This is a genomic window from Allobosea sp. OK403, from assembly GCF_900113835.1.
Lineage (GTDB): Bacteria > Pseudomonadota > Alphaproteobacteria > Rhizobiales > Beijerinckiaceae > Allobosea.
In genome coordinates, this window is the sequence record NZ_FOQV01000003.1 from 438,397 (window position 1) to 454,461 (window position 16,065).

Annotated in this window: 12 protein-coding genes; 3 read left to right on the forward strand and 9 right to left on the reverse strand. The window is 66.4% G+C overall.

Features of this window, described 5'->3' with window-relative positions; genetic code table 11:
- Nucleotides 1-14 precede the first annotated feature (14 nt).
- Nucleotides 15-2,282 (reverse strand): phosphoenolpyruvate--protein phosphotransferase, encoded by a 2,268-nt coding sequence (gene ptsP / locus BMZ97_RS13335; RefSeq protein ID WP_092171380.1) that lies wholly within the window; start codon nt 2,280-2,282, stop codon nt 15-17.
- 422 nt (nt 2,283-2,704) lie between these two features.
- The gene (gene otsA, locus BMZ97_RS13340) at nt 2,705-4,318 is read right to left on the reverse strand and encodes an alpha,alpha-trehalose-phosphate synthase (UDP-forming) (protein WP_092169996.1); all 1,614 of its coding nucleotides are present in this window, start codon (nt 4,316-4,318) and stop codon (nt 2,705-2,707) included.
- A 313-nt stretch (nt 4,319-4,631) separates the two neighbouring features.
- On the opposite strand from otsA, the gene otsB reads away from it, so the two are divergent.
- Both otsB and BMZ97_RS13350 read left to right on the forward strand, forming a co-directional pair.
- Nucleotides 4,632-5,420, forward strand: coding sequence for a trehalose-phosphatase (gene otsB, locus BMZ97_RS13345; protein WP_092171382.1), 789 nt, complete (start codon nt 4,632-4,634; stop codon nt 5,418-5,420).
- An 8-nt stretch (nt 5,421-5,428) separates the two neighbouring features.
- Complete coding sequence (locus BMZ97_RS13350) at nt 5,429-7,270, forward strand: glycoside hydrolase family 15 protein (protein WP_092169999.1); 1,842 nt, start codon at nt 5,429-5,431, stop codon at nt 7,268-7,270.
- A gap of 16 nt (nt 7,271-7,286) precedes the next feature.
- On the opposite strand, the gene BMZ97_RS13355 is transcribed toward BMZ97_RS13350, so the two are convergent.
- Complete coding sequence (locus BMZ97_RS13355) at nt 7,287-7,532, reverse strand: hypothetical protein (protein ID WP_092170001.1); 246 nt, start codon at nt 7,530-7,532, stop codon at nt 7,287-7,289.
- A gap of 308 nt (nt 7,533-7,840) precedes the next feature.
- Here BMZ97_RS13355 and BMZ97_RS13360 point away from each other — a divergent pair, with 308 nt between their 5' ends.
- The gene (locus BMZ97_RS13360; RefSeq protein ID WP_092170004.1) at nt 7,841-8,422 is read left to right on the forward strand and encodes a TetR/AcrR family transcriptional regulator; all 582 of its coding nucleotides are present in this window, start codon (nt 7,841-7,843) and stop codon (nt 8,420-8,422) included.
- Nucleotides 8,423-8,429: 7 nt separating this feature from the next.
- Here the strand turns inward: BMZ97_RS13360 and BMZ97_RS13365 are convergent, their stop codons facing one another.
- The 6 genes from BMZ97_RS13365 to BMZ97_RS13390 all read right to left on the reverse strand — a co-directional run bounded on the left by BMZ97_RS13365 (nt 8,430) and on the right by BMZ97_RS13390 (nt 15,891).
- Complete coding sequence (locus BMZ97_RS13365; RefSeq protein ID WP_092170006.1) at nt 8,430-9,638, reverse strand: M20 family metallopeptidase; 1,209 nt, start codon at nt 9,636-9,638, stop codon at nt 8,430-8,432.
- Between the two features lie 143 nt (nt 9,639-9,781).
- The gene (locus tag BMZ97_RS13370; RefSeq protein ID WP_092170009.1) at nt 9,782-10,414 is read right to left on the reverse strand and encodes a LysE family translocator; all 633 of its coding nucleotides are present in this window, start codon (nt 10,412-10,414) and stop codon (nt 9,782-9,784) included.
- 133 nt (nt 10,415-10,547) lie between these two features.
- Nucleotides 10,548-12,209 (reverse strand): M14 family metallopeptidase, encoded by a 1,662-nt coding sequence (locus BMZ97_RS13375; protein WP_175525545.1) that lies wholly within the window; start codon nt 12,207-12,209, stop codon nt 10,548-10,550.
- Nucleotides 12,210-12,399: 190 nt separating this feature from the next.
- Complete coding sequence (locus tag BMZ97_RS13380; protein ID WP_092170014.1) at nt 12,400-14,025, reverse strand: thiamine pyrophosphate-binding protein; 1,626 nt, start codon at nt 14,023-14,025, stop codon at nt 12,400-12,402.
- Nucleotides 14,026-14,154: 129 nt separating this feature from the next.
- Complete coding sequence (locus BMZ97_RS13385; RefSeq protein ID WP_092170017.1) at nt 14,155-14,661, reverse strand: DinB family protein; 507 nt, start codon at nt 14,659-14,661, stop codon at nt 14,155-14,157.
- A gap of 12 nt (nt 14,662-14,673) precedes the next feature.
- Nucleotides 14,674-15,891: an NAD(P)/FAD-dependent oxidoreductase gene (locus tag BMZ97_RS13390; protein WP_244546397.1), complete on the reverse strand. Its 1,218-nt coding sequence runs from the start codon at nt 15,889-15,891 to the stop codon at nt 14,674-14,676.
- Nucleotides 15,892-16,065: the final 174 nt, after the last annotated feature.

Consider the following 16,065-nt stretch of genomic DNA (forward strand, 5'->3'; position numbering starts at 1 on the left):
GACGAGAACACTCGCTAGACCGGAACCTTGAATTCGGCGGCGAGCGCCGCCAGTTGCGGCCGCAGGCTGGCGACACCATCCGGCGAGGCCAGCATCCAGTCGAGCCGCTCGTGCAGCTTCTCCACGTCGAGCGCGCGCAGCATTGCCTTGACCGGGCCGATCGAGGCCGCCGACATCGAGAAGGCGCGATAGCCGAGGCCGATCAGCGCCATCGTCTCCAAGGGCTTGCCGCCCATCTCGCCGCAGACCGTAACCGGACATTTCGCCTCGGAGGCGGCCTCGACGATGCTGCGCAGCGCCCGCAAGGCACTCACGCTCAGCGGATCGAAACGATCGGCGACGCGCTTGTTCTCGCGGTCGGCCGCGAACAGGAACTGCATCAGGTCATTGGTGCCGATCGAGAGGAAATCGGCCTCGCGCGCAATCTCCGCCAGCTCGAAGAGCAGCGAGGGCACCTCGACCATGACACCGAGCTGGAGGCTGAGCGGCGGCGCATGGCCTTGCTTGGCCAGCATCGCCTGCTCGCGCCGGACAATCATGCGGGCGCGCTGGAACTCGTCGACGGTCGCGATCATCGGCAGCATGATCTTCATGTCGCGGCCGGCGCCGGCGCGCAGCAGCGCCCGCAGCTGCGCGCGCAGGAGCCGCGGCTTGTCCAGACCGATCCGGATGGCGCGCCAGCCCAGGGCCGGGTTCTCCTCCTCGACGCGCTCCATATAGGGCAGCACCTTGTCGCCGCCGATATCGAGCGTGCGGAAGGTCACGGGCCGGCCTTGCGCCTGGTCCAGAACGGCGTTGTAGAGGGCCTGCTGCTCGCTGGTCGTCGGCATGTGCTCGGCGACCATGAATTGCAGCTCGGTGCGGAACAGACCGATACCCGACGCCGCCGTCGCCTCGATATTGGGCATGTCGACGAGAAGCCCGGCATTGATCTGGAGCAGGATCGGGACGCCGTCCTTGGTGACGGCGGGCATGGTCTTGAGCTTGCGGTACTGCTCCTGCTTGCGGGCACGCAAGCGCGCCTTGTCCTTATAGGCGTTCTCGACGTCGGGCTGCGGCCGGATCTGGACCTCGCCGGCCTGACCGTCGACGATGACGGCATCGCCCGGCTGGACGAGTGCGGTCGCGTTGACGATCTCGCCGACGGCCGGGATGCCGAGCGCACGCGCCACGATGGCGATATGGCTGGTCGGGCCGCCCTCCTCCAGCACCAGGCCGCGCAGATTGGCGCGGTCATAGTCGAGCAGCGCCGCAGGGCCCATCGAGCGCGCGATCAGGATGGCGTTCTCGGGCAGCTCCTCGCGAGCGACGCCGTTGGCCTTGCCCATCAGCGTGCGCAGCAGGCGGTTGGCGAGATCGTCGAGATCGTGCAGGCGCTCGCGCAGATAAGGGTCGGTCTGGCGCAGCATCTTGGCGCGCGTGTCGGACTGGACGCGCTCGACGGCAGCCTCCGCCGTCAGGCCGGTCATCACGACCTCGCGCATGCGCCTGAGCCAGCCCTGGTCATGGGCGAACATGCGGAAGGTCTCGAGCACCTCCCTGTGCTCGCCGGTATGGGCGACGTCGCCACGTTCGAGCAACTCATCGATCGAGGTCCGCATCTCGGCGATCGCGGCTTCGAGCCGCTTGACCTCGCTCGCCGGATTCTCGGCGATCAGGTTGGTGATGGCGACGCGCGGCTCGTGCAGCACGGCGTGGCCAAGACCGACGCCATCGGCAAGCGAGACGCCGATGCCATGGATCGGGCGGTCAAGGCCGATCGAGGCGCCGGGCGGCGCGAGCGATTTCAAGCCGCCCGCCGCGATCATCTCCGCCATGATCATGGCGGTGGTCTGCAGCGATTCAATCTCCTCCTCGCTGTAGAGCCGCGTCGCGCGGTTCTGGATGACGAGGACGCCCATGACCGCGCCGCCGCGCAGGATCGGCACGCCGAGGAAGGAGCGGTAGATCTCTTCGCCCGTCTCGGGGCGGTAGGAGAAGGCTGGGTGGTTTTGCGCGTCCGACAGCGCCAGCGGCTCGGCCTCGCGCGCGATCAGACCGACGAGGCCCTCACCGGCGCGCATCAAGGTGAGATGGACCGCCTCGCGGTTGAGGCCCTCGGTGGCGTAAAGTTCGAGCGAGCCGTCCTCGCGCAGGACGTAGACCGAGCAGACCTCGGCGACGAGATTGCCTGCGATCAGGACGACGAGCCGATCCAGCCGCTCCTGCGGGCTGATCGACGCTGCCATCACCTCGCGGAGGCGGCGCAGCAGAACGCCTGGTCCTCCGAGAGCGCCTCGCATCAATCCCAGCCCTCCGCCCGCCTCCTCAGCCATTGCGGCCGATGTCCATCGCAGACCTGACACCTGTCGTGGCCGAGTCGCAAGCGAACCTCGGTTCCCGCCGCTTCTAGCGAGGCAAGGGCCTGTTCGGCAAGGGCCGTGCGCCGGGGCAACGCCTTATCTTCGGCAAATCGTCAGTTCCGCGGCAAGAGCAGGATGCGAAAAAGTGGGAACCGGTTTTTTGCATTAATCCTGCTCTCACTTTTAGATGAGAGACGGATTCAGATTTCAGATGGGATCCCATCTGAAATCATCCGGCTCTCGCAGGATGCGAAAAAGTGGGAACCGGTTTTTCGCATTAATCCTGCTCTCACTCTTGGAAGAGAGACGGATTCAGATTTCAGACAGGATCACTCTGTGATCCTGTCTGAAATCATCCGGCTCTAGGCCGGTCCAAGCGCGGCGCCGTTGCGCGCCGGCGTGGCGGCGACAGCGGGTTTCACCGAAGCCCCGCCTTTCCGCTTCGGCACCGGCGGAGCCGCTTCCAGAGCCGTTTCGCCCTGGCCTCGGCTCTCCGTATCGGGCCGAGGCTCCGGCGTCACGACCCGTAGTCTGGGCGCCGCTTTTTTCGACGCGCTGCGCTTCGGTCCGAATGTCTCAGCGCCGTCCTGAGTTGGCGCTTCGATGCCCGCGAGCGCATCGAGATAGCACTGCGTCCACCAGCCGATATCGGTCGCGTCGATGATCTCGTAGAGACGCTCGAACCGGCGAATGCGCTCGGATTTGGGCATGGCGAGCGCGGTGCGGATCGCCTCGGCGACTTCATGGGTGTCGTAGGGGTTGACGATCAGCGCCTCGCCCATCTGCTGCGCTGCGCCGGCGAAGCGCGACAGCACGAGCACACCGGGATCGGCGGGATCCTGCGCTGCGATATATTCCTTGGCGACGAGATTCATGCCGTCGCGCATCGGCGTCACCAGCCCGACCTGGGCACGCCGGTAGAACCCCGCCAGCGCATTGCGCGAATAGGCCTTCTTGACCACGCGGATCGGCGTCCAGTCGAACTCGCCGAGTGCGGCGTTGAGGCGGCCCGCAGTTTCGTCCGACTGACGGTCGAGCTCGGCATATTCGGGCACGTCGGTCCGCGAGGGCGGCGCGATCTGCAGCATGCCGACCCGGCCACGATGCTCGGGATGGCTGCGCAGGAATTGTCCGAACGCCTCCAGGCGCTGGACGATGCCCTTGGAATAGTCGAGCCGGTCGACGCCGATGACGAGCTTGCGGGCGCCCAGCGATTCCCTGGTGGCCTTGATCGGACGCGTCGCGGCCCGCTCGGAGGCCGCAGCGAGCTTGCGGAAGGCCTCGACATCGATGCCGATCGGGAAGGCCTGCACAGTGGTTTCGCGGCGGCCCATCCTGACCTTGCCGCCCTCCACCCTCGCGCCGCAGAGCGAAACGAGGCCGCTGATCAGATTGCGGACATCGACCTGCGTCTGCACGCCGACGAGATCATAGGCGCCCATCGTGCTGATCAGCGTGGCGCTGAAGGGCAGAGCGCCGAAAACCTCAGCCGGGGGCCAGGGAATGTGGTGGAAATAGCCGATCCGGTTGGTCACGCCGCGCCGGCGCAGCTCGGCGGCCAGCGGGATCAGGTGATAATCGTGGATCCAGATCAGATCGTCGGGCTTCAGCAGCGGAATGAGCGCCTTGGCGAAGCGGCGGTTGACCGCGAGATAGCCGGCATAATCCGTGCGCGAGAATTCCGTCAGGCCGAGCCGGTAATGCATATTGGGCCAGAGCGCCCGGTTGGAGAAACCGAGATAATAGGTCTGGCGCTCGCTCTCGCTGAGATCCGTGACCGCATAGGTCACCTTGCCGCGCTGGACCGTGCGGACAGCCTGGCCACTGGGGGCGTCGCTGACATCGCCGCTCCAGCCGAACCAGAGCCCGCCGCGTTTCTCCAGCGCCTCGCGCAGCGCCACCGCCAATCCCCCTGCCGCCGCTTTCTCGTGACGATCGGGAATGGTGACGCGATTCGAGACGATGACGAGACGCATGGCGCGACAGCTCTCCTTTTGAATTGCGACTGGTCGCCAGAATTTCGACACCAGTGGCAGGAACAGAACGCGGCTGAGCACGTAATGTTTCCGAGGCCTCCGTATTCGCCGATGGCGAAGCGGTGGCAACGCCACGTCGAGATCGTGACGACAACGGGAAGCTGGACAATAAATGTGGCGAGTTCACGAACAGAGACACGATCCGGGAGGCACGTCGGCGCTTCGGCACAAGGAACGCTCAAGCTGAAGGGCCGTGTTTTCGCCCGACTCATGGCTCAGATAGATCGAGATTTGGCTCAGATAGACAAAGATGATGACACTGGCAGAAACTGAATTGCTTCACGATATCCGCGACATCGCTCCGACGGAGTCCGAGATCGCCCTGTTTCTCGACTTCGACGGCACGCTTGTCGAAATCGCCCCCGTGCCCGACGCCGTGCAGCTCGACCGACAGGTCGCTCCGGCGCTGGAATCCCTGCGCGCCTCACTCGGCGGAGCGCTGGCGCTCGTCTCCGGCCGGCCCGTCAGCTTTCTCGACGAGGTTCTCGCCCCCTATCGATTCGACGCCGCAGGGCTGCACGGCGCGCAAATTCGGGTCGATGGCGAAATCCGTTCGCAGTCTGCGGTCCCCGACGCGATGCGCGAGGCGACACGCGATCTGGTGCGCTTCGCCAACAGCCATGTCGGCATCATCGTCGAGGACAAGCACATTTCCATCGCCGTGCACTGGCGGCTCGCGCCCACGCTGAAGGACGAGGCGCTGGATCTGATCCGCGCGATTGCCGCGCGTATGGGACCGGCCGTCCGGCTCCAGGAAGGCAAGTCGGTGGCGGAACTGGTTCCCGCCGGCGCCAGCAAGGGCGGCGCCATTGTTCAATTGATGCAGAGCGCGCCCTATGCCGGACGCAGGCCCGTCTTCATCGGCGACGACATCACCGACGAGGCCGGCTTCAAGGCGGTGAACGCATTGGGCGGGCTCTCGATCCGGATCGGCGACGGCGAGACCTGTGCCGCGCACCGCATTGCCTCGCCGACCGCCCTGCGCACGATCCTTCTCGCTGCGGCCGAACACGGCCGTCTGACCGCTTCCAGCTTCTCATAAGGTTACCGATGACAGTTTCGACGACGATCGCGGGACGGAACTCCGTCTCGCTCGACCTCGGCGTGATCGGCAATTGCTCGATCGCCGCGCTGATAGACCGGCGCGCCCGCATCGTCTGGGGTTGCTTCCCGCGCTTCGACCGCGACCCGGTGTTCTGCGCGCTGATCGACAACCAGCCGGACGATGACGGAGCGATGCCGAAGAAAGGCGTCTTCGCGATCGAGCTGGTCGGGATGACGCGCTGCGAGCAAAATTATCTCGACAACACCGCGATCCTGTCCTCCGTCCTATCGGACGATCAGGGCAACGCCATCGAGATTCTCGATTTCGCGCCGCGTTTCGTGCGCTTTGAGCGCTTCTTCCGGCCGCCGCAGCTGGTGCGGCGCGTCAGGCGCATCTCGGGCCGGCCGCGCATCCGCGTCGTGCTGAAGCCGAGCCTGGGCCTCGGCGAGGAGCCCGACGAGATCACGCGCGGCTCCAACCATGTCCGCTTCGTCGGCGCCGATCAGACCATCCGCCTGACCACTGACGCACCGGTCTCCTATGTCGTCGACAGCATCCCCTTCGCGGTCGACCGGCCCTTCTCTTTCTTCATCGGCTCGGACGAGGCGCTGCGCGCCGAGATCGAGACGACCTCGCGAGAATTCCTGGACAAGACGACCGATTACTGGCGCGACTGGGTGCGCTCGCTCTCGATCCCGTTCGACTGGCAAAAAGAGGTGATCCGCGCCGCGATCACGCTGAAGCTCTGCTCCTTCGAGGAGAGCGGCGCGATCGTCGCCGCGCTCACCACCTCGATCCCCGAGGCGCCCGGCACGCAGCGCAACTGGGACTATCGCTTCTGCTGGCTGCGCGACGCCTATTTCGTCGTCCATGCGCTCAATCGCCTGGGTACGACGCGGACGATGGAGGATTATCTCGGCTTCATCACCAATATCGTCGACACCTTCACCGAAAGCGGGGCCGAGCATCTGCCGCCGCTCTACCCGATCACACGCAGCGGCACGCTGGAGGAGTTCGAGGCGCCCAACCTCTCAGGCTATCGCGGCCACCAGCCGGTGCGCTTCGGTAATGGCGCCGCGACGCAGATTCAGAACGACGGCTACGGCGCGGTCGTGCTCGCAGCGACGCATTCCTTCTTCGACCAGCGCCTGATCCAGCCCGGCAAGGACATGCTCTTCGCCCAGCTCGAGCGCATGGGCGAGCTCGCCATCGCCTATTTCGACAAGCCCGACGCCGGCCCCTGGGAGCTACGCGAAAGGCAGGTGGTGCACTCCTTCTCCAGCGTGATGTGCTGGGCGGCCTGCGACCGCCTCGCCCGCATCGCCGGCACGCTCGGCCGGGCTGACCGCAAGGAGTATTGGAGATCCGAGGCCAAGCGCCTGAAGGGCATCATCGGCGAGCGCATCTGGAATGAGGAGAAGGGCCATTTCGTCTCGACCTTCGACGGAACGGAGCTCGACGCGACGCTGCTGCTCTTTGCCGAGCTCGGCTTCGTCAAGGCCGACGATCCGCGCTATATCGCGACCGTCGAGGCGATCGGCCGCGACCTCACACGTGGCGACCTGCTGCTGCGTTACGCGACGCAGGACGATTTCGGCTTCATGCACACCGGCTTCCTGATCTGCGCCTTCTGGTATGTCGACGCGCTCTACGCGATCGGCCGGGTCGACGAGGCCAAGGAGCTGTTCGGCCGCATCCTGAAGCGGCGCAACAGCTTTGGCCTGCTCTCGGAGGATGCCGACCTCGCTACGGGTGAGCTCTGGGGCAATTTCCCGCAGACCTATTCGATGGTCGGGCTGATCAACTCGGCGATGCGGCTCAGCCGCAACTGGGAAGAGGCGTTCTGAGAGCGCACGTGCCGGATCAGCGCGGCGAACCGAAGCGGAAGGCGACCGGAATCACCGCGTAGACCATCACCAGCACCATCGGCGGCACGGCCAGTGCCGTGACACCGAGGGTCGGCCAGCCCTGGGTGAATGGCGCAAGCGCCGCCAGCAGCAGATTTATGGCGGCATAAGCGCCCAGCGTTGCGACAATCAAGAAGCGCAGCCGCGCCACGAGGCGCGACAGGAGTGCGGTATGCGAGGTCGAAGAAGAAGGTGAGCCCATCGGGCAACTCCATTCATAACGAAACGTATCGTTTCTATTGTTGATCTAAACGGACCGTTTCGTTATGTCAAGGAGCGAGCGATGAACGCGCCTGCCTGACCGCAGCGTGGAATTTACCTGCATAGCGCCACGGCTTGAATGGCCGACCGGCTCCCGCCTGTCCGCTACGCTAGAGCATTTCCGCGTTTCTCCGAATCGCGAAAGTACTCTAACTATTTGTTTTATCGTATTTTCTTCACGCGAACCGGTGTCCACTTCGCTCGAAAATGCTCTAGACGGTGGCGGTCGCGCCTACGGAAGGTGGAACGATGGAACCGAAAACGAAGCGCCGGGCCTCGATCGGCGCACGCCGCAGCCCCGAGACAGAGGCGGCCGTGAAGGCAGCGGCCCGGGAGCTGCTGGCGGAGAAGGGCTATGCCGGCTTCTCGATCGAGGAGGTCGCCCGACGCGCCGGCGCTGGCAAGCCGACGATCTACCGTTGGTGGCCAAGCAAGGCCGACCTCTTCATCGCCATCTACGGGGCGGACAAAGACGCCGCGATCCCTGTGCCGGACACGGGATCGCTTCGCGATGATCTCCTGCTCTACACGAAGGATCTCTGGCGCTTCTGGCGCGAGGATACAGCAGGGCGCGTCTTTCGGGGCCTGATCGCCGAAGCGCAGACCAGCGAGGGCGCGCTCGCCGCCTTGCGCTTCAAATTCATGCCGGAAAGACTGGCTTCACCCCGCAAAATGTTCCTGCGGGCTGCCGAGCGCAGCGAGTTCCCGGCCGACGAGATCGACGACCGTCTCGAACTCTGGGTCGGCTTCAACTGGCTGCATGTGCTGACCGACCGGCTAAGCGAGGACGAGCCCTCGCTGCCGCACAAGATCGCCCTGCTCTGCCGCTGAGCCTAGCTCACTCCATCCTGGCCGCGGTCCGCATCACCGCCAGCGCCAGGACCTGCGCGGCGGGGACGATGCTCTCGACCTCCAGGAACTCGTCGGGCGTGTGGGCTAGGCCGCCGATCGGCCCGACACTGCACAAGGTCGGGCAGCCCTGCGCGGCGGTGAAGCCCGAATCGGCGCAGCCGCCGGTGAACTCGGCGGCGACGCTGATGCCGAAACCCGCCGCCGCATCGCGATAGGTCTCGAACAGGACAGCCGATTCGGGCGAACGCTCCAGCGGCACGAACTCGCCCTTGATGGTCAGGGCTCCGGTCGCACCTAGCACCACCGGCGTCTCGACGATGGTTTTGATCGCGCCGACCAACTCGTCGCGCTGGGCGGCCGTGACATAGCGCAGGTCGATCTCGCACCAGGCATGGGGGGCGATGGTGTTGACGGTCTGGCCGCCACCGATCAGCCCGACATTGACGGTGACGCCGCGCTCCAGATCGGTGAGGCCCTGAAGCCTGGGGATCTTGTGGCCGAGATCGACGATGGCCGAGACGCCCTTGTCGTAATTCGCACCGGAATGGGCGGCCTTGCCGGTGAATTCGGCGCGCATGAAGACCCCGCCCTTGCGGCCCGAGGTGATCGACTGCTTCTGGTCGCGGCTGAATTCGGTGCCGGCCGGCAGGCGGCTCGGCTCGGCGTTGAAGACGCAGCGCGCCTCGCGGGCAGCGGCCTCGATGATCGGCCGCGAGGATGGCGAGGCGATCTCCTCATCGCTCGTCGTCAGCATCAGGAGCGGTGCGGGAAGTCCGCCGCATTCGGCGAAGGCCGCCGCCACGAAAGCCTCGATGACGAGGCCGGCCTTCATATCGGCGACGCCTGGCCCATAGGCCCGGCCGCCCTTGATGGTGAAGGGCCGGCGCGTCGGCTCGCCTTGCGGGAAGACGGTATCGCGATGGCCGAGCAGCAGCACCGGGCGCTGGTCATTGGCCGACGGGTTGGGCAGGCGCGCCTTGACGGCGTCGCCATAGCGGGCATCCGGGACGATCTCGACGACGAGCCCGTTCGCCTCATGGAAGCGCGCCAGCACCTGCCCTGCCCGGTCGACGCCGGCCTTGTCGTAGGAGCCTGAATCGGTGTCGACCATCTCGCGCAACAGCCCGACCATCGCCTCCTTGCGGCTGGCGAGCCAGGCCGTGACCTTCGCTTCCTCAGGCGTCAAATCGCTCATCGCGCATACTCACATTCGTTCCAGGCGGGACAATGTTGCCAACTTAATCAACGGCGACGCGCAGTGATAGAACGAGCTTCGCGACGCGGCGGCGATGTCGGTGTTCGAGGAAGGATGCGGTTGCGCGATCAACCGCCAAGGCCTCAGCGCCTGGCTTCCATCGCCATGCGCAGGGCAAAGCCCGCAAGCACGGTGCCCATCAGCCAGCGCTGCACCAGGGACCAGAACGGCCGCGTCCGCAGGAACAGCGCGATGCTGCCGGCGGCAAGGGTGATCAGCGCATTCACGCTGAGGCTGACCGCGATCTGGATGAAGCCGAGCATGATCGACTGCACCAGCACGCTGCCGGCAGCGGGATCGATGAATTGCGGCAGCAGCGCCAGGTAGAACACCGCGATCTTGGGATTGAGCAGACTGGTCAGGAAGCCCATCGCGAAGAGCTTGCGCGGGCCGTCGGGCGCGAGCTCGCGCACATGGAAGGGTGAACGGCCGCCGGGCTTCAGCGACTGCCAGGCAAGATAGAGCAGATAGACGACGCCGGCGAGCCGCAGCGCGTCATAGGCGAACGGCACCGCCAGGACGAAGGCGGTGATGCCGAAGGCGGCGCAGAACACATAGAAGAGAAAGCCGAGCGCGATGCCGCCGAGCGAAATCAGGCCGGCGCCCGGGCCCTGCGAGATCGAGCGGGAAATCAGGTAGATCATGTTCGGGCCGGGCGTCAGCACCATGCCGAAGGCCAGCAGCACGAAAGCAAGCAGGTTGTGAATCTCAGGCATGAAACCGCTCCAGCAATGGTACGCACCATGCCCGCATCCAGCCGGCCCCGACAATCACCCGGCGACGCGCCCCTCTCATGCCGCGCAAGCGTAGCTTGCCCGGGCCGCGCGTAGCGACGCTGCCGAGGCCCGCTCAATCAGGCTTGGCTGGGCAGTCGATTGCGCCAGCGCCGGCCGGCAAGCGCAGCAGCGGCAGACGGGCGCCGACCTCACCGGGGAACAGGCCGGCACTGACGAAGCCGCCGGCGGCGTCAGGGTCGAGCGAGGCGACGACGAGGCCGACCAGAGGCTGCTCGACCGGGACATAGCTCGAGCCGGCCGGCAAGGTGACGGGCGCAGCGTCGCGTTCGCTCTTCGTGGAGACGCCGCCTTCGGGATTGATGGCGCGGCGGTCGACCTGCCGGCGTGCCGTCACGGTGAAGGCTTCAGCCCCCGACACGGTCGCGGGCACTGTGAGGATGCAAGAGCGGATGCCGCGCCGTGCCAGCGCCTCGCGCACCGGCGCCGTCGCTTCGCCATCCGCCAGCCAGTAGCCGGCGGGCCGCGGGCGCACCACGGTCGGCTCAATATGGCGGGCATCGATGAAAGGCACCGCGGTCGGGCGCGGCGCCGCCGTGACGGGGTCGACCAGCGGCACGAAACCCTGGACCACCGGGACGCGATGCGCGACGACGAGGTCCGCATGCGAACGCGCCGCCTCCTGGCGCCCCTCGGCAACGGCACGCCGCAGCCGGGCAGGATCGGCAGCCGCGGCCCGCAAGGCGCCGATAGCGGCGAGGTAGTGAGTGGCGACGCGGCGCTGGAAGCCTTGCGTGCCGATGCCGACGCCGCGCGTCTCCAGCAGGATCGAGACCGCGCCCATCAATCCGAAGGCGTTGCGCGCGATGCCGGCCGCATTGCCGCCGGTCGCGACGGTCTTGTCCTCCGGCTTGGCGTTCGGGGAGGTCTGATAGACATAGGCCGTCAGCCCGGCGCTTGCGGCCGCGGCCTCGATCGCGGGCAGGAAGAGCTGGTCGGCCAGCGCCGTGGCGCGCGCCGGCACCAGCGGATGCGTCGCGCGCATATAGACGAAGTCCGTCGCATGCAGCGCCTCGAACTTCGCCAGCCAACGACCACCGACCGTGAACTCATGCGCATCGATGACGAGATCCGGCGGCAAGATCGCAGCTGCCGTCTGCAGGACGCGGGTTTCGGGCAGGGTCAGGAGCAGGTGATCACGGTTCGGATCGGCCTTGGCGGCGGTGTCGCGCGTGAAGGCTGCGGCGCCGTCGGGATTGGAGCGCGGCACGATGACGATGGTCAGCGCCCGCATCAGCTCGGCGAGCTCCCCGCCCGAGGCGAGGTCCTTCGCCAGCGCCAGCATCGCCTCGCCGCCGGCGGGTTCATTGCCGTGATGCTGGCCGATCAGCCAGACCACCGGCCGGTCGGCGGGCTGATTCCTGGCCGCCTCCTCCAGGCTGCGAGCGCCCTCGGCCGTGAACAGGAGATAGGGAATGTTGCGGCCTTCGAGCGAGCGCCCAAGCGAGCCGATGCCGAGATTGGCGGCATTGCCCAGCGCGGCGATGAAGGCCTCCATCTCGGCCTGGGTGGTGAAGCCGGCAGCCTCCCGCCCCGGATCATAGCCGCGGGCGCGCGCCTCCGCGAAGAAAGGCGAGCGCAATGTCACCGGCACATCGGCATAGCGCGCGCGCAAAGCCGGCGACTGCTGAAATTCGCCCTTGGCCGGGGCCTCCTGCGCGAGTGCCGCGGCGGTGAAGGCGAGGCCGAGCGAAAAGGCTGTCAGGACACGAAGCACGGCAGACCCTCCGCAAGAGCAAGGTGCGAAAAAGTGGGCACCGGTTTTTCGCATTGATCCTGCTCTCACTCTTAGATTGAGAGCCCGCGACGATAGCAGGCAGCATTCATCCTGCCGAGTTGGCAAGCGACTTCAAGCGAAGATCGCCCGCCCTTTTCCAGCTCCAGCCGGGCCGTCTCTGTCCGCCGCCTCAGATCTTCCCGTCATAAGCGCGCCGCGCGATGCGGCAGGCCAGCACGGTGAATGCGGCGCGGCTAAGCGCAGCTTCGACTTCCCCCGCGAGCGTCTCCGCATCATCGACCCAGCGGCCGACGCCGCCGAGCGCCTGCGCCACGGCCGGGAAATCGCTGCCGGAGAAATCCACGGCCGCATTGGGGCGTTGACTGGAGCGTTGCTTCATCTCGATCAAGGCGAGGCTCTCATCGACCAGGACGACGATGACGATGGGCAAGCCGAGTTCGCGCGCGGTCGCGAGCTCGCCCAGGCCCATCTCCAGCCCGGCATCGCCGACAAAGGCGACGACCGGCGTCGCGGGCCTGGCGAGCTTGTAGCCAAGCGCCAGCGGCACGGCGCAGCCCATCGTGCAAAGCCCGGTCGATTGCAGGATCGCGTGCGGGATGTCCGTCTGCCAGATCTGCGAGAGCAGGATGCGATGGGCACCGGAATCGATGGTGATGACGGTGTCTGCCGGCGTCGCGGCGCGCACCGTCTCGAAGACGACATCGGGCCCCCAGGCAGCCGAGGAGGCGAAGCTGTCGCGCAGCGCCTCCCGTGCCACTGTGGGCTCGCCGCCGGGCCAGACATGGCTCTTGGCCGGCGCGACGCTTAAGCCCGAAAGGCTGGCCGCAATGTCGCCGACGATGAGATGGTCGCTGCGATGCACGCCATGGGGCATCGCCTCGGCGACGATGTCGATGATCTGGGTTCCGGGAGAGAAGGGATCGCGCCAGTTGAGGCGCATCTCGATTGGATCATAGCCGGCGAGCACGATCATATCCGCGGCCTTGACCAGCGGCAGCAGCAGCTTGTCCGCCTTGGGCGAGAGCCCCGCTCCGCCAAGCGAGAGCGGATCGCTCTCGGGCAGCACGCCCTTGGCCTTGTAGGTGGTGATGACGGGAATATCGCGGTCGCGTGCGAAATCGGCGACCACATCGGCAGCGCCCTGGTTGACGACATCGAGACCGGCGATGATCAGCGGGCGCTCGGCATTCGCCAGAGCCCCGCGAGCCGCCTCCAGGCCCGGCCCCTCGGCCGGCCGCACCGGCAGGGGCAGCGGAGCCGGCGGACGCGCGGACGCCTTGGCGGGGCCTTCCGCCACGCCGATCGGCACATCGATATGGACCGGGCCGGGCCGGCCCGACAGCGCGATGGCGAGGGCTTTCTCGACGACGAGGGCGGCGGTCTCGGCTGTGGCGCGGAAGCTCGCCTTGACGATCGGGCGCAGCAGCGCCTGATGGTCGAAGACCTGATGCGTGTAGCTCTCGGCCTCGGCCGCATCGACGCAGCCGGTGACGAAGATCAAGGGCACGCGGTCCTGCATTGCATTGGCGACGACATTGGCCGCATTGGCCACGCCGGGACCGAGCGTGGCGTAGAACAGGCCGGGCGCTCCCGTCGCATGCCAGACGCCCTCGGCCATGAAGCCGGCCGCGTTCTCATGCTTGACCAGAACCGGCTCGATGCCGGCTGCGCTGAAGGCCTCGACCAGCGCCAGGACCTCGCCGCCGGGAATGCCGAAGGCGTGGCGAATGCCAGCCCGCGCAAGGCCTCGCGCGATCAGGTCCGCGCCGGTGGTGATCGTCTCTGAGCTGGGCATGCGTGACCATCCGTCTGCAGCGCAAGCGAGGGCGCCCGCGCAAAGAGTTTTCCGAATCGGATTCTACGCCATCAATCGCACATCAAATCTGTGTGACCGCAAATCTGTGTGACCGATTGCGAGCCGCATTCAGCGCAACTCGTCGACAAGAAAGAAGTCGGTATCGTCCGGCTTGGCTCCGGCCGCGGTCAGCATCGCGTGAATCTGGCCGCGATGATGCGCCTGATGGTTGAAGAGATGCGCCACCACGAGCCCGCGGGGCTTGCCCATCTCGCGGCCGGCCACACCCGAATACCAGATCAGGGTGCCGCGCAGCCAGTTCGCTTCGACATTCGCCGCCCAGGCCTCGATCGCGAAATCGCGCTCGCGGCGCCTGAAGCGGAACTCGGCCCAGTCCTCGACATAGATCGCCGAATCGCGGCCGCTCACGGACGGCTTCGGCGAGCCGGTCAGGCGATGCAGCCAGACCTCATCGGCCCAGAGAATGTGATTGAACGTGCCCTGGATCGACTTGAAGAAGGCGCCCCGGTCGCGCCGGCGCCCTTCATCGTCGAGCGTGTCGGCCGCCGCGATCAGGCTCCGGTTCTGCCAGGCGTTGTAGCGCGCCATGGCCTGGACGAAGGCAGGATCGACCATGCGGCCACCTCCTCAAATGATGTTGGCCTCCTTGAGAGGCTTGCCGGCAACGATGCGCTCATGGCCGAGATCAGCAAGGTCGAGCGTGCGATAGCCGCCATGCAGGATATGCTCGGCAAGGCCGCGCCCGACCGCTGGCGACTGCTGCAGGCCATGGCCGGAGAAGCCGTTGGCGAGATAGAGATTGGGAACGCCGGCAGCCGGGCCGATGATCGCGTTGTGATCGAGCCCGTTCATGTCATAGGGGCCGGCCCAGGCGCGGCCGGGCCTGATCTGCTCGAAGGCCGGGATGCGATGCGCCAGCGCCGGCCAGACCGTCTCCTCGAAGAAGGACCAGTCGACATCCTCAACGCCCGGATCGCTCTCGATCCATTCCTGGTCGGCCTCGCTCGTCGGCGAGGAACTGCCGATGAAGAGCTGGCCTTCGCTGCTGCGCTTGCCCTCGGGCCGGCACCAGACGCCGGTGGTGTCGATCAGCAGCGGGCAGTTGTCGACCTCGCCCTTGCAGGTGAAGGAGAAGACATAGCGCTTCATCGACTTGACCGGGATCGCGACGCCGGCGGTGGCGGCGAGCCGCGCGCCATGAGTGCCCGAGGCGTTCACCACCGCGCCGCAGGCGATGCGGCTGCCGTCAGTGAGTTCGACGCCGGTGATGCGACCGCCTTCGACGCTATAGCCGGTGACCTCGCCCTGGCGGTATTCGACGCCGAGCGAGCGCGCCTTCCTACGGAAGGCCTGCAGCAGCGCCCAGCCGTCGAACCAACCCTCACCGCTGACGCCATAGGTGCCGCAGATCAGGTTCGATGTATTAAGCCAGCTAAATTTGCTACGCAGCATCTCTGCGGCATAAAGCGCGATATCTGCGCCCTCGGCGGCCTGGAGCTTCTGGTTCGCGGCGAGGATCGGGGCGCCCTCGTCGCTGCCGAGATAGAGATAGCCGCCCTCATGCAGATCGATGACGGGCGTCTCGCCATCGACCGCGAGATGAGTGCCGAGATTGCGCAGGAAATCGATGCCGAAGAGCGAGATGCGGATGTTGACCGCGCTGGAATATTGCTGGCGGATCGAGGCGGCAGAGAGCGCCGAGGCGGCCAGACGATAGGTCGGGTCCTTCTCGATCACCACGACCTTACCCTTGAAGCCGGGATCGGCGGCGAGGTGATAGGCGACGGAGGAGCCGATGGCGGCGCCGCCGCAAATCACGACATCGGCGCTTTCGGACGAAGACAACATGGCGGTCCCGCGGAGCATGGCCGCGATACGCCGCGACCGAGGTTGGTGAATTCAGCGCATGAATGACGCGACAATGACGCCTTGTCGAGAGCTGTCGTCGCGGGCCTCGCGAAGCAGTCTCAGCGCCATCGAGCGAAACCTTGGCGGCCTTTCGAGCGCAGACGCGCCGGC

Excerpts from the sequence above, each read along its gene's own strand:
- otsB (WP_092171382.1), top strand. The coding sequence starts at position 4,632 with ATGACACTGGCAGAAACTGAATTGCTTCACGATATCCGCGACATCGCT.
- BMZ97_RS13365 (WP_092170006.1), bottom strand. The coding sequence starts at position 9,638 with ATGAGCGATTTGACGCCTGAGGAAGCGAAGGTCACGGCCTGGCTCGCC.
- BMZ97_RS13385 (WP_092170017.1), bottom strand. The coding sequence starts at position 14,661 with ATGGTCGATCCTGCCTTCGTCCAGGCCATGGCGCGCTACAACGCCTGG.
- ptsP (WP_092171380.1), bottom strand. The coding sequence starts at position 2,282 with ATGCGAGGCGCTCTCGGAGGACCAGGCGTTCTGCTGCGCCGCCTCCGC.
- BMZ97_RS13380 (WP_092170014.1), bottom strand. The coding sequence starts at position 14,025 with ATGCCCAGCTCAGAGACGATCACCACCGGCGCGGACCTGATCGCGCGA.
- BMZ97_RS13350 (WP_092169999.1), top strand. The coding sequence starts at position 5,429 with ATGACAGTTTCGACGACGATCGCGGGACGGAACTCCGTCTCGCTCGAC.
- otsA (WP_092169996.1), bottom strand. The coding sequence starts at position 4,318 with ATGCGTCTCGTCATCGTCTCGAATCGCGTCACCATTCCCGATCGTCAC.
- BMZ97_RS13355 (WP_092170001.1), bottom strand. The coding sequence starts at position 7,532 with ATGGGCTCACCTTCTTCTTCGACCTCGCATACCGCACTCCTGTCGCGC.
- BMZ97_RS13360 (WP_092170004.1), top strand. The coding sequence starts at position 7,841 with ATGGAACCGAAAACGAAGCGCCGGGCCTCGATCGGCGCACGCCGCAGC.
- BMZ97_RS13370 (WP_092170009.1), bottom strand. The coding sequence starts at position 10,414 with ATGCCTGAGATTCACAACCTGCTTGCTTTCGTGCTGCTGGCCTTCGGC.